Raw genomic sequence first — 13,743 nt, 5'->3', positions numbered from 1 at the left:
TAAACCTATGATTTTGAAAAGAATCCCGCTACCCATTACGCTCGGTCTTTTTGCTGTCTTGCTGCTTATCACAGCGATCAGCTCAATCACCGTTGGGCCAATGAATATTGGATTTATCGAGAGTGTACAGAGCTTGTTGCTTAAATCGGAGCAACTGGCACCGCACGTGCATTTGGTGATCCATGAAATTCGCTTTCCGCGTACCCTACTGTGTATGTTAGTCGGCGCGATTTTAGCCCTGTGCGGCACGGTGATGCAGGGGCTGTTTCGCAACCCACTGGCCGAGCCGGGGATCATTGGTGTCTCTGCTGGGGCCTCCTTAGGGGCAGCGATCGCCATTGTGATGTTTGCCGATGTGTTCGCCGAATACCCAACCTTGATGAATATCGCCGCACTGCCCATGTTTGCTTTTTTGGGCGGCGCGTTAACCACGGTCCTGGTCTACAAATTGGGCACCAGTAAGCTCGGGACGTCTGTCACCATCATGCTGCTAGCAGGGGTAGCGATCAGTGCCCTCTCTGGGGCAGGCATTGGCTATATGAATTTCATCGCGGACGATCAAATGTTGCGCGATCTGTCGCTCTGGTCGATGGGCTCACTGGCGGGCGCAAACCTCACAAGCCTTGCGCTTTGTAGCGTCACCTTGCTGATTCTTGGCGCTTGCTTTTATCGACGGGCGATGGCGCTCAATGCTCTCTTGCTTGGCGAAGCGGAGGCGGCGCATCTTGGCATCGCCGTTCAGCGTCTCAAACGTCAGTTGATTCTACTGACCGCCATTGGCGTTGGGGTCACGGTGAGCGTCTCAGGGATGATCGGCTTTATTGGCTTAGTGATTCCCCATTTAGGACGCATGTTGACCGGACCAGACCACCGCAGCCTGCTGCCCATTTCTGCACTGATGGGCGCACTGCTGCTCACCTTTGCCGATATGTTTTCTCGTGTTGCGGTCGCCCCAGCTGAACTGCCTGTAGGCATCGTCACGGCGATCATTGGCGCACCGTTTTTCATCTATCTGCTGTTTCAACAAAAAGGGAAGATTTTGTAATGGACGCTCCATCCATCTCCGCTCAAGGTCTGTCGATGCACTTTGGTCAGCGCTGTGTATTGGATAACATCGACCTTGATATTCACGCCGGAGAAGTGACTGCGCTGCTCGGGCCAAACGGCGCGGGGAAAAGTACCTTGCTGAAATTGTTGTGTCGGGAGATCCCTTCACGTCACGATATTCGCTATTTTGGCCGCGCAGCAAACCAATGGCCAAATGATGAACTGGCCAGACACTTAGGCATGCTTCCTCAGCACAGTACCCTGAGTTTTCCGTTTCTTGCCCATGAAGTGGTGGAGCTTGGGGCAATACCGCTCAACTTGGCGCACAAACAGACCCAAGCGGTAGCGGCTAAGTACATGTCGCTCACCGATGTCAGCCACCTGAGTGAACGCTTGTACCCCTCCCTGTCTGGCGGAGAGAAACAGCGCGTGCATCTCGCGCGAGTGTTAGTCCAACTCGATCAGTCCGCTGAGAAAAAAATCCTCATGCTCGACGAACCGACCTCCGCACTGGATCTGGCCCATCAGCACAACACACTGCGAATTGCACGCCAATTAGCCGATGAACACCATACCGCCGTCGTCGTCGTGTTGCACGACCTCAACCTCGCGGCGCAATACGCCGATCGACTTGTGATTCTGCATCAGGGAAAAATTGCTTGTGACGCCAAACCTTGGCAAGCGTTAACTCCAAGTCTCATCGAGCAGGTGTACGGCTACCAAGCATTAGTCAATCGCCATCCCTCGTTGGACTTCCCCATGGTAATGCCCGCTGCGTAAATCTTAAGAGAGCAGGCGCCGTCTTAAGCCGGCGCGCTCCAATACACGCGCGCAAATTTCTTCCACGGATAACGAGGTGGTATTGATGTAGGGAATGGCCTCACGGCGAAACAGTGCTTCAACATGTTCAAGCTCTTGTTGGCACTGCTGACTACTTGCGTAATCGCTGTCAGCCAGTCGGTTCTGGCGAATCTGCGTTAGGCGCTCAGAATCGATAGTGAGGCCGAACAATTTGTGCCGCACCACTTCAAACTCCGGCAACAACCTCAAACGCTGAATATCTTGCTCGATAAACGGGTAGTTCACGACCCGCAAACCAAACTGCATCGCCATGTAGAGACTGGTCGGTGTTTTACCGCTGCGCGACACGCCCAATAAAATGATGTCCGCCTCATCCAAGCCTCTGAGAGTAATGCCATCATCATGTGCAAGGGTGTATTCAATGGCGGCAATGCGGTCAAAATAGCGATGTGAATCTTTACTGACACTACGCGAACGTTGCAACTTGGGTTTGGCCTCCATCTGAATATCGTCTTGGACTTTTTGCACCAAGCTTTCCAATACGTCGTAGCAATGCGCCGGAGCCTGCAATAGCTTGGCCCTTAGTTCACCAATCACCATAGAGAAAAACACCAGCGGCTTGACTCCGTGGGTACGATACGAGGCGTCAATCTCTTTAACTAGCGCCGCCAATTTCTCTTCACTTTCCACGAACGGAAAGGTCTTTTCATTCGCGTAAAAAGAGAACTGCCCCAAAACGACATGCCCTAATGTCTCGCACGTGAGTGCCGTGCCATCAGAAACATAGAATACATCACGACTTTGACTATCAGTTTGCATGGTTTGTTGAATAGCTAAAATAATGTTGAGTAGGATGACATTCATAATATCGATAATAAAACCCTGCTGACTATTACGTCCCCCACAGCTTTTTAAATTGGTTCGCCTTTTTTAAGTTGATACGTAATCGTTTGCTTTAAGTCCCTACAAGCTGCAATGTTTCTGGAGAAAGACATGCAAAAGAACACCCTCTGGTTTAATGGTCTATCCATGGATGATGTCGACAAAGTCGGCGGTAAAAATGCGTCCCTCGGAGAGATGGTGTCCAACCTAGCCAATGCGGGCGTGAGCGTCCCCAACGGCTTTGCCACCACCTCTTATGCGTTTAACCGCTTCCTCGACTTTGAAGGCCTAGATGACCGAATTCACCAACTGCTCGATGACCTGAACGTCGACGATGTTGAAGCCCTACGCCAAACCGGCGCCACCATACGACAATGGGTGCTTGATGCCCCATTCCCCGCCGACCTCGAAGCCGATATACGTGAGCATTATCTGCAATTGGTCGACGGTAACCCCGAGCTTTCCGTCGCAGTGCGCTCTTCTGCCACTGCCGAAGATCTTCCCGACGCCTCCTTTGCCGGACAACAAGAGACCTTCCTCAATGTCACCGGTGTAGAAGGCGTACTCGAAGCGACCAAGCACGTCTATGCCTCGCTCTTTAATGACCGCGCGATCTCTTATCGTGTGCACCAAGGCTTTGATCACCGCGGCATCGCCCTGTCTGCAGGGATCCAGCGCATGGTGCGGTCCGACAAAGCGGCCTCCGGCGTCATGTTTACCTTAGATACCGAATCGGGCTTTGACCAAGTGGTGTTCATCACCTCGGCGTGGGGGTTGGGAGAAATGGTGGTTCAAGGGGCGGTAAACCCAGACGAATTCTACGTCCATAAACCGCTTCTCGAAGCCGGTCACCAACCGATTGTGAAGAAAACCTTTGGCTCAAAACTGATCAAGATGATCTACGCCAATGACACCACGATTGGCAAACAAGTCGAGATTGTCGATACCAATGAGAAGGAACGGGAACAGTTTTCTCTGACCGATGAAGAAATCAAACAGCTTGCCCAACAAGCGATGATCATCGAGCGTCATTATCAACGCCCGATGGACATTGAATGGGCCAAAGACGGCATTGATGGCAAACTCTATATCGTCCAAGCGAGGCCAGAAACAGTCTGCTCTCAGAATGAACAAAACGTCATTGAGCGCTATGAGCTTAACGACAAAGCAAACGTGCTGGTCGAAGGACGCGCGATTGGGCAACGTATCGGCCAAGGTCCTGTGCGTCTTGTCGACTCACTGGATGAAATGAGCTTAGTCCAAGAAGGCGACGTGCTGGTTACCGACATGACCGACCCCGATTGGGAGCCGGTGATGAAAAAAGCCTCAGCCATCGTCACCAACCGTGGTGGGCGAACTTGCCATGCGGCCATCATTGCGAGAGAGCTTGGCATTCCTGCCATCGTTGGCTGCGGCGACGCCACGGAGCGCCTTTGCAGTGGCCAGGCGGTCACCGTCTCGTGCGCAGAAGGCGAATCAGGTTATGTCTATGAAGGCGAGCTGACGTTTGAGATCAAACGCTCTTCGGTCGATGAGCTCCCTCTTTTGCCAACCAAAGTGATGATGAACGTCGGTAACCCAGATCGCGCTTTCGACTTTGCCCAAATCCCCAATGAGGGCGTTGGTCTTGCGCGATTGGAGTTCATCATCAATAAAATGATTGGCATCCACCCGAAAGCATTGCTCAATTTTGACCAGCAAAGCGACGCGCTCAAAACTCAGATCCGCCAACGTATCCGCGGCTATCACGACCCTATCGACTTTTACGTCAGCAAACTGACCGAAGGGATTGCCACCATAGCGGCAGCGTTTTGGCCCAAACGCGTCATTGTGCGCATGTCGGATTTTAAGTCGAACGAGTACAGCAACCTCATCGGCGGCCAAAGTTATGAGCCTCATGAAGAGAACCCCATGCTCGGTTTCCGTGGCGCCTCGCGCTATATATCTCCTGTATTCGAAGACTGTTTTGAGCTGGAAACCTTAGCCATCAAGCGCGTACGCAACGAGATGGGATTAAAGAACGTTGAGATCATGATCCCCTTTGTTCGCACACCAAGCGAAGCTGCTTCGGTGATCGATCTTCTCGCCAAGTTCGATTTACGACGCGGCGATCAAGGGCTGAAAGTGATCATGATGTGCGAACTGCCGTCAAACGCAGTGCTCGCTGACGAGTTTTTAAAATACTTTGATGGTTTCTCGATTGGCTCTAACGACATGACGCAGTTAACCCTCGGGTTAGACCGTGATTCTGGCGATGTCGCACATCTGTTTGATGAGCGAAATCCGGCGGTCAAAGCCATGCTGAAAATGGCCATCGACGCGGCTACCAAAGCGGGCAAGTACGTGGGGATCTGTGGTCAAGGGCCATCAGATCATGATGACCTTGCCGAGTGGCTAATGCAGCAAGGGATCAGCTCCGTCTCTCTTAATCCTGACACGGTGATCGATACTTGGCTAAAACTGGGGACGGTTAAACCAAACCAGTAGCCCAGGCTGCGTAGTCAACTTAGCTAGCCCCTCTCGCGCCGCCTTCAAAGGCGGTGCTTTTTGTTATGATACCGAGCGCCATACGTCACTTAAGTGTTAATTTTTAGTAAGTTATCGTTTTGTCAGACTTACAAAATGACGCTGTTCCTTTAAGGTAAGCACACACTTGAAACAGGATGAATCGAGCTATTATGATGAACAAATCCCTCACTTTACTCTCTCTCTGCACTCTACTCGCTGGGTGCCAAGCCACACAGCGTCAGAACGCTACCACAGGTGAAACCGAAACCAATGCAACCACTCAAGGTGCCCTAATTGGCGCGGTATCAGGCGCACTCGTCGGCCTAGCGACAGGCGATAACGCAACAGAACGCAGACAACGTGCACTGGCAGGGGCCGCAGCGGGCGGCGCGGTGGGTGCTGGAGTGGGTTATTACTTTGACCAGCAAGAAGCGGCGCTGCGTGAAGAGTTACTCAATTCAGGGGTTCAGGTGAAACGGGTGGGAGAAGATCAAATCCAACTTGTGATGGAAAACGGAATTGGTTTCGCCAGTGATTCCTACCAGTTGGACGCATCGATCTACAACACGCTCAACGGCGTCGCGCGTATATTGGTCGAATATCCAGATACCGTATTGATGATTGCAGGACACACGGACAGCACAGGAAGTGAAGCCTACAACCAAAGTCTCTCACTCAAACGCGCGGAGTCAGTGAGAACCTATTTGATGTATCAGAAAGTGGCGACCAACCGCTTATCAACCCTTGGAATGGGCGAAAGTACGCCAATTTGTAGCAATGACAACGCACAAGGGCGAACCTGTAACCGACGGGTAGAAATTAGCATCTATCCCGCCAAGTAATTACTGCTCGCGTCTGCTCCTTAATCACAAACAACCAGCCACAAACAACCAGCGCCAGCGCATCAACTCGCTGGCGCAGATTCCCCTTCTCTGGCCCACTCCATCTCTTGCTGACGCAGCATCTCATCAAGCTCTGCTTTGCGCGCCTTGAAGCTCGCCATTTCTGCTTTTGGAACCGAGTTGGCCATCGGGATATTGGCTTTCATCGCATTCACCGCGCGGCCGCGGTCAAGGAGTTCGTAGTGGATATGGGGGCCGGTTACCCTCCCCGTCGCTCCAGATAAACCAATTCGCTGCCCACGACTTACCGTTTGGCCTTTGCGAACTAAGATTTTACTTAGATGCAAATAACGCGTTTTGTAGCGGCTGCCGTGTTCAATCACCACGTATTTACCTGCGTAAGGGTGGTCACGTGTCATGACGACAACGCCATCGCCCGTTGAGACAATCGGAGTACCGGTTGGGGTTGCCCAGTCCGTGCCGTTGTGCGGTGCAACACGTCCGGTAACAGGATGCAGGCGAGTAGGGTTAAAATGCGAACTTAAGCGATAGTTGCCACCGACTGGCTTACGTTGGAACGCACGCTGTAGGCTGTCCCCTTTCGCATCATAGTATTGGCCGTCACTGTGCAAATACGCCGAGAGGGTTTGACCACGATTGTGGATCTTAACCGCTTGTATCTCGCGATTACCCGTCAACGTTTCACCGACGTATTGACGAGACTGTACCACTTCGAAACGATCGCCCGCTCGCAAGTCACGAGCAAAATTGATCTTATCTTTCAGTAAGCTGACAATCTGGTCGACTTCGCTGCTGCCAAGGCCAAGCGCGTAGCCAGATTGCGAGAAGGTGCCGTTAATTTCGCCCACCATTGGAAAGGCTTTCCATTCGCCTGGAATTTTGACGTCGCTGTACTCATAGTTGCCATCATCCAACCGCGTGTAAACTGCACGCTCGACCAAGCTAAACTCAAGCTCCATCTTCGCCAGTTTACGGTTTTCATCACGCCAAAAACGCAAGGTATTACCAGGGCGCAGTGTATCTAGAGCAAGATAGTTTAAATCCGTCTCCATGATCTGCATCAGCTCGCTATAACCAAAACCCAATTGATTAAAAATGGTGCTTAGGTTATCGCCTGATTGGATCACGTATTCGTAATCTGGGATATCCACCGTCTCGTCGTGTTCAGCGAGCCAGTCATTCATCAGTGTGGATTCTGGGAGAGAAAGCTCAATAGTGCGATGATAGCGACCTGAATTCGGCGCAGACGACAAAGCCACAGCGATAAAAATCGGTAAACTTAATACGGCCATCTTTTTACGCTTAGAGAGCTCTTTCAAGCGTAATGTCAGACTTTTCGCTTGCACAATGCTACCTATAGAGAGAAATAACGAAGCCGTAAGATTACGAATTTATCCACTAAAAGTCATCTTTTCTAATGTAAAGATTGGATCGAAAAAGGCGCTTACGCGCCTTTTTGCAGTTGATGTCGCTAAAACCCTAAAAGCTCTATTGATAGGTCGATAGCAAGCCGTTGTCATCACCAAAGCCATTCGGCTTATATTGGTCTGCATTGGCATCATTGACCCACTTGTTGTTGTCGACCAAATAACGAAATTCGAAGTGTTGGTCTTTGGGTAGTCGGGTTTTGAATTTGAAGCTTTTCGACTTCGCCACTTTCTTCATTTCGACCGGTTGCCAATCAAGAAAATCTGCGACGAGTGCCACCGATTGGTCAGCGTTTGCTGCATCCAACTCGAAGGTGACTTCGACTTCATCTTTGGTTTTGAAAAAACGTTTGTTGATCATAGTTTACTCCGTTAACGACGTTAAAATGTCCATCTCATCTTTGTTAGCTTACAAATATGCGCAACAGTTTGCATCAAAAACAATGTAAAACCCTATGAATATTATGGTCGAATTGCCCAACTATTTTGTTCGGTCACAGTCATCATTATAGTGCGCGTTACTTTGGGTTCCTCACTCATAGGTTGATCTTCCTCACGAGTTCGCAGTGTAACGGCGATCACATCCTGATTGCGCTCTACCGCTTCCACCACGATTCGATCACCCAGCAGCACTGCATCACGCGAGATCATTCTCTGGCGGGTGGAATCATATTCAAACAGGGCTAGATAGTAAAAAAGACCACTGCCTTGATTGGATACGATGAGCGGCGCGGCGTAGCGGCCCTCTCCCAGTTCGATCAATTGATGCGTGTCGACCCAAATATCACCGCGTACTTCACCGTCTTGATATTGTCCTATCGCTCTTGCGTCTTGACGTCGAGTAAGCAAGCTGTAGGCGGTGGTTTCTGGCACTTTAATCGTCCAGGGATTGGGCGTCGCAATGCCAAAGACCTGTTGCATGAGAGCATCTTGCGTCGGTGTAGGCTGAGGAAACTTCGCTCGAATCTCCTCATCAGACAAACTGAAGCGGTAAAGACCGGCTGCGGCAACGACCACCAGCAGGACAATCGGAATCAATAAAATAAGGGGAATGGGAAGTCGGCGCTTTTTCATGATGATCACTTCACAACAGAGTTCTTCAAAGAGGGTGATTTTCAAACACATCGTATTTTCAAACATATAGTAACAGGCGGGTCAGTGAGGCAAAACGCCTATCCACGATTAATTTCGCCTGCGGCTCTGTGCCACCACGAAATCACCATGCGCGCTCTGCTAAGAAGCCAGATAAGGAGGCCACATAAGTCAGCTGCAACTTTTGGGCTGACGCGTATAATGTCCTGCTTAACAAAAGGGGGATCACGGTGATTTCAAAACTACCACGCTGGGTGGAGCACGGCGCATTTTTATTGGCACTACTGGCCGGAACCGTCAATGCGATTGGCTTGTTGGGTTTCCAGCACCAGTCCGTGTCTCATATCTCGGGTACCGTGACACTACTGGGCACCAACCTCTACCTCTTCGATCAACAAACGCAGCACCTCCTATGGGTGGTACTCAGCTTTCTGCTCGGCGCGATACTCAGTGGCGTCTTTATCGAAAGCACTGCGCTGAAATTGGGCCGCCGCTACGGGGTGGCACTCTGCTTTGAAAGTGGGCTACTTTTGCTCGCCTACCTGCTGCTTAAGGAGGAACACACCAGTGGTCAGTATCTCGCGTCTGCTGCTTGTGGGCTGCAAAACGCCATGTTAACCACCTTCAGCGGCGCGGTTGTGCGCACCACCCACATGACGGGTATCGTCACTGATTTGGGCATTATGATCGGTGCGCGCTTGCGCGGGGAAAAGTTCGATTATCGCAAAGCCAAACTCTTCTCCTTTATCTTCGCCGGATTCTTACTCGGCGGTACTGCCGGAGCGGGTTTATATGCACAGCTCAGCATTGCAGCACTGCTTGCGCCCGTTACCCTTGCCTTGTGTCTCGCGCTCAGCTATTGGCTCTACCTCTATATTTCACCCAAATAAACCCGCTTAGTTGCAACACAACCCCAAAAAATTTAACATTCACAAAACAAATTACTGCATTGCCAAGCTAATATCGAGTTTATCTCTGAATATTTAGGGATAATTATTGAATAGTATTGCACGGTATGACAAAAGGCAGTAATCTTGCGCCCCATGACTAAATAGGGATGTTTAGTGAATATGTATGCCAAGGGATACGGCAATACTATTGACCAGATGTAACACGAGATTTGTAATGCAAGAAAACGCTCAATCTATCAATCAGCCAAAAGGGAAGAAGAACTTCTGGATGTTCTTTATTCCGTCTTTGTTGGGTCTGTTTGTCTTTATGGCGCCGATCACGTTTGACGGTGACATCACTATCCCTGTGGCCGTATTGGCGAAATCGATTCAGGCACTGTTCGGTGACGCTCTGGTCGGCATGGTGACGTCCATCATTAGCTTCATGGCGGTTGCCTCGCTGCTTTGCCGTATTAAAACGCCAGCTTTTATTGCCAACAGCGACTTTTTAAACGGCCTGTTTAACCCATCACCACTTTGGCTTGCTGTGCGTGTGATCGGTGGTCTTGCCGTTGCGATGACCTATTTCCAACTGGGCCCAGAGGCGATTTGGGAAGAAAACACCGGCGGCCTAGTGCTGGAAGGTTTGTTGCCAACTCTTTTCTCTGTGTTCATTTTTGCTGGCTTGCTGCTTCCTTTGCTGCTCAACTTTGGCTTGCTAGAACTGTTTGGCACCTTGCTCAGCAAAGTCATGCGCCCAGTATTCAATCTACCTGGACGCAGTGCGATTGACTGTATGGCTTCTTGGCTAGGCGATGGCTCCGTCGGTATCCTGCTGACCAGTAAGCAGTACGAAAACAAGTTCTACACGCAGCGCGAAGCGGCGGTCGTCGGTACGACCTTCTCTGCCGTCTCCATTACGTTTAGTTTGGTGGTATTGGCCCAAGTCGAACTTGAGCACCTATTCCTACCTTTTTACGGCGCTATCTGTTTAGCCGGTGTGGTTGCCGCGATCATCATTCCAAGACTGCCACCCCTAAGCTACAAGAAAGACACCTTCATCGACGGTACTAAACCGGATGCCGAAGCGGACGCTCTGCCAGCTGGACATAACAGCTTCACTTGGGGTCTAGAGTTGGCCCTGAAGAAAGCCTCACAAGTGACATCATTAAAAGGCGTGTTTTCTGAAGGTGTGCGTAACGCTGTTGACATGGTGTTTGGCGTACTGCCAGTGGTTATGGGTCTGGGTACGATTGCACTTGTGATTGCTGAGTACACCTCGGTGTTTGCCTTCTTAGGCCAGCCATTCATCCCATTCCTAGAGCTACTACAAATCCCAGAAGCCGCAGCGGCGTCGCAAACCATGGTGGTCGGTTTTGCGGACATGTTTATCCCTGCCATCCTTGCAGCTTCTATCGACAACGAAATGACGCGCTTTGTCATCGCTGCGATGTCTGTGACCCAGCTAATCTACATGTCTGAAGTGGGTGCACTGCTGCTTGGGAGCCGAATTCCTGTCAATATTTTTGAGCTGTTCGCCATCTTTATCTTGCGTACGCTCATCACCTTACCTGTGATTGCGGGTGTCGCGCATCTGATCTTCTAATGTGCGCCTCTGGTGACGATTGACGCAAAGCCCCGCTATGGATTTCATAGCGGGGCTTTGCGGTTTCTGTGCGTTGTCTATACTCAATAAATAAGAATCAATATTGATAAAAGGTTTTGCTCACCTGCAAAACAATCATATAATCAATAATTATATTAAAAAGACGTTATTGTCCGTACCTTTGGGGAGAGATCATGAGAAGAGTGCTTGCGCTGTTCGCTGCGTTGTCTGTTTTTAGTGCTTCAGCCTCTAGCTTAGTGATTCGCATCACCGATCGCGATCCTATCACCCTCTCTCATGAAGACATCGTAGCGAATTTCGAACCCTCTACCTTCTCTACGACCCTACCTTGGTTCGACGGCAAAAAAACCTTCACCGGCTTCAAAGTCTCATCGTTAGTTGATTACTACCGCGCGAACAATACCTTCTCCGTCTCTTTTGTCGCCCTAAATGATTACGCGGCGAGCTCAAGAATCGAAGATATTCTTAAGTACGATCCTATCGTGGCGTACGAAATGGATGGAGAAAAAATGAAAGTGCGAAATAAAGGCCCCTATTGGCTGGTCTTTAACTTAAGTCAGTTCCCTGAAATAGATAATGCTGCATTTCGTTCACAAATGGTGTGGCAGATCGATGAGATATTAGTGCATACCGCCGATGATGAGTCCAAAGAGTAAAGACGACCACTTACACGCCATTCTTGCCAAAGCGAAAGTACTGTTAATCGTGCTTTCGGCAACCCTGTTCATCATTAATCTCTATTTTCTTACCTCAACACGCCAGTTAGCGGCCTCCTACAATGAACAGCAAAACCAAGCCACATGGTTTTTGTTTCAGTTGAACAAAGAGTTTTCTGAACTCAGAGCGATTACACCGTTCGCAGCGGACAGTGAAGAGTACTACGATCGCACCCTACTCAAATATGAGTTGACCTGGAGCCGTTTCGACATACTTCTCAGTAGCAAAGAGGCGGACAACCTGATTACCCTTCCCGGTGCCGCCGCATTCTTTAGTGACTTGTTCAGTCAGTTTAAGCAGCTAGAACCCGAGCTCATAGCGCTCAACTCACCGGATCAGGCCAAAGCGCTGTGCGATGATATTGACGCGCTCTACATGTCGATGATTCAGTACGTCAACACCAATTTTAGAATTAAAAGTCCGCTCTACCTGTCACAAATGAGCCAAGCGCAAAGTTTAACTCAGGCGCAATTTGTCTTGATGGTATTGCTGTTTGTCTGCGCGTGTTTAGTCGGCTACATCATTCACAAAGAGGCCATTTACCACAAGCAATTGGCGCTCACCGATTCTCTCACCGGAGTGTCCAATCGGTTGGCCATGTTCAACGATATGGCCGAGTGGGTGGAACAAGGCCAGTCATTCAACCTCTACCTTTTAGACTTAAACGGCTTTAAGGAAGTGAATGATCGTCATGGTCACCAAGCGGGCGATGAAGTGCTCGCCACTGTTGCTAATCGCCTCAATAAACTGGAAGCTTACTGCTATCGAATCGGTGGCGACGAGTTTGCTTTGGTCTACCTTGGGGATACGCATCCACAGCATCACTGGAAGCAGATTGAAAGCTGCTTTAGAAAGACTATTGCTATCCGCGCGGGTACCCAAGTCTCCCTATCGACCAGTATTGGTACTGCGCACTACCCGCATGATGGTGCATCACTGAGCCGACTCATCTCGATTGCCGATGCCAATATGTACGAAATGAAGTTTGCCAAGCTTGAACAGAAATCCATTGGCTAACGCCTGTTTTGACGATCAATCAATGTTATCATGGCCGAAAATCCACTTCGTCAATGATTAACCTTATGCCTCAACACCCGATCAAATTCATTGCTGCCGACATGGACGGTACGCTGCTCGATGAAAACAGCCAGCTGAATCCGGAATTTTTCGAACTCTATCCACAACTCGAAGCGAAAGAGATCATTTTCGCGGCGGCCTCAGGCAGACAGTACTACAGCCTGATGGAAACCTTCTCCCCAATAAAAGATCGTATGATGTTCATTGCCGAAAACGGCACGCTGGTGATGCATCAAGGTCAAGAGCTTTACCGCTGTGAAATCGACAAGCAAGATATTGCCGATATTATTCGAGAGGCGAGACGCATAGACGGCGCCTACATCGTGCTGTGTGGTACTCAATCGGCATACATCGAAACCCAAGCAGAAGAAGCGCTCAACGAGTTCAAAAAGTATTATCATCGCTATCAGTATGTCGAGGATCTTCTCGACGTTGACGATGACTTTATCAAAGTCGCCATTTTGCATTTCGGTGGCAGCGAAGCGCTGGTTTACCCAAGTGTGTCCTCACAGTTTGGCAATTCTCACCAAGTGGTGGTGAGCGCAAAAATCTGGCTCGACATTATGAACAAACACGCCTCCAAAGGCGCGGCGATCGAGCATCTACAATCCACACTGGGTTTCTCTTTCGAACAGACGATGAGTTTTGGCGACTACCTCAATGACCTAGAAATGCTCAAAGTGAGCTACCACTCCTACGCCATGGATAACGCGCATCCGAAAGTGAAAGAGGTCGCCCGTTTTCTTGCGCCGAGCAATAAAGAGGCAGGGGTGTTTAAGGTGATCAAGGCCACCCTTCTCAGCTAACCTCGG

General features: G+C 50.0%; 13 protein-coding genes. 9 read left to right on the top strand and 4 right to left on the bottom strand.

The genetic code is table 11. The annotated features are described in order from the left end of the window. The first annotated feature begins 7 nt into the window (after nt 1-7). Together AC6R03_RS07930 and AC6R03_RS07925 are read left to right on the top strand one after the other, a co-directional pair. Nucleotides 8-1,045 (top strand): FecCD family ABC transporter permease, encoded by a 1,038-nt coding sequence (locus tag AC6R03_RS07930; RefSeq protein ID WP_500630877.1) that lies wholly within the window; start codon nt 8-10, stop codon nt 1,043-1,045. Further along, a complete protein-coding gene (locus AC6R03_RS07925; RefSeq protein WP_500630878.1) occupies nt 1,045-1,827 on the top strand; it encodes a heme ABC transporter ATP-binding protein in 783 nt (260 codons plus the stop codon). The genes AC6R03_RS07930 and AC6R03_RS07925 overlap by 1 nt, the downstream gene beginning before the upstream one ends. Before the next feature lie 3 nt (nt 1,828-1,830). On the opposite strand, the gene ppsR is transcribed toward AC6R03_RS07925, so the two are convergent. Next, complete coding sequence (ppsR, locus tag AC6R03_RS07920) at nt 1,831-2,667, bottom strand: posphoenolpyruvate synthetase regulatory kinase/phosphorylase PpsR (protein ID WP_500630879.1); 837 nt, start codon at nt 2,665-2,667, stop codon at nt 1,831-1,833. A gap of 156 nt (nt 2,668-2,823) precedes the next feature. Between ppsR and ppsA the strand changes: the two genes are divergently transcribed. Next, complete coding sequence (gene ppsA / locus AC6R03_RS07915; protein ID WP_500630880.1) at nt 2,824-5,217, top strand: phosphoenolpyruvate synthase; 2,394 nt, start codon at nt 2,824-2,826, stop codon at nt 5,215-5,217. A gap of 194 nt (nt 5,218-5,411) precedes the next feature. Further along, a complete protein-coding gene (locus tag AC6R03_RS07910) occupies nt 5,412-6,080 on the top strand; it encodes a YiaD family glycine zipper/OmpA-like lipoprotein (RefSeq protein WP_500630960.1) in 669 nt (222 codons plus the stop codon). Nucleotides 6,081-6,142: 62 nt separating this feature from the next. Here AC6R03_RS07910 and shyA read toward each other — a convergent pair whose 3' ends face one another. The 3 genes from shyA to AC6R03_RS07895 all read right to left on the bottom strand — a co-directional run bounded on the left by shyA (nt 6,143) and on the right by AC6R03_RS07895 (nt 8,653). After that, nucleotides 6,143-7,447: a peptidoglycan DD-endopeptidase ShyA gene (gene shyA / locus AC6R03_RS07905; protein ID WP_500630881.1), complete on the bottom strand. Its 1,305-nt coding sequence runs from the start codon at nt 7,445-7,447 to the stop codon at nt 6,143-6,145. Between the two features lie 142 nt (nt 7,448-7,589). Continuing rightward, entirely contained in the window at nt 7,590-7,889 is a 300-nt protein-coding gene (locus tag AC6R03_RS07900; RefSeq protein ID WP_334553297.1) for an isoamylase early set domain-containing protein, read from the bottom strand. 101 nt (nt 7,890-7,990) lie between these two features. Continuing rightward, a complete protein-coding gene (locus AC6R03_RS07895) occupies nt 7,991-8,653 on the bottom strand; it encodes a hypothetical protein (protein WP_500637200.1) in 663 nt (220 codons plus the stop codon). 197 nt (nt 8,654-8,850) lie between these two features. Here AC6R03_RS07895 and AC6R03_RS07890 point away from each other — a divergent pair, with 197 nt between their 5' ends. The 5 genes from AC6R03_RS07890 to AC6R03_RS07870 all read left to right on the top strand — a co-directional run bounded on the left by AC6R03_RS07890 (nt 8,851) and on the right by AC6R03_RS07870 (nt 13,737). After that, the gene (locus AC6R03_RS07890; RefSeq protein ID WP_500630882.1) at nt 8,851-9,510 is read left to right on the top strand and encodes a YoaK family protein; all 660 of its coding nucleotides are present in this window, start codon (nt 8,851-8,853) and stop codon (nt 9,508-9,510) included. Between the two features lie 235 nt (nt 9,511-9,745). Further along, nucleotides 9,746-11,116, top strand: coding sequence for a YjiH family protein (locus tag AC6R03_RS07885; RefSeq protein ID WP_500630883.1), 1,371 nt, complete (start codon nt 9,746-9,748; stop codon nt 11,114-11,116). A 194-nt stretch (nt 11,117-11,310) separates the two neighbouring features. Further along, nucleotides 11,311-11,793, top strand: a complete 483-nt coding sequence (locus AC6R03_RS07880; protein ID WP_500630884.1) for a putative pterin-binding protein — start codon at nt 11,311-11,313, stop codon at nt 11,791-11,793. Then, nucleotides 11,774-12,871: a GGDEF domain-containing protein gene (locus AC6R03_RS07875; protein WP_500630885.1), complete on the top strand. Its 1,098-nt coding sequence runs from the start codon at nt 11,774-11,776 to the stop codon at nt 12,869-12,871. Before AC6R03_RS07880 ends, AC6R03_RS07875 begins: the two co-directional genes overlap by 20 nt. 65 nt (nt 12,872-12,936) lie before the next feature. Next, nucleotides 12,937-13,737: a Cof-type HAD-IIB family hydrolase gene (locus tag AC6R03_RS07870; RefSeq protein WP_500630886.1), complete on the top strand. Its 801-nt coding sequence runs from the start codon at nt 12,937-12,939 to the stop codon at nt 13,735-13,737. Nucleotides 13,738-13,743 lie beyond the last annotated feature (6 nt).

This window comes from Vibrio sp. R10-SG-ISO4 (assembly GCF_059834135.1).
The sequence above is the reverse complement of the archived record's forward strand: the minus strand, read 5'-3'. Positions and strand labels throughout refer to the sequence as shown.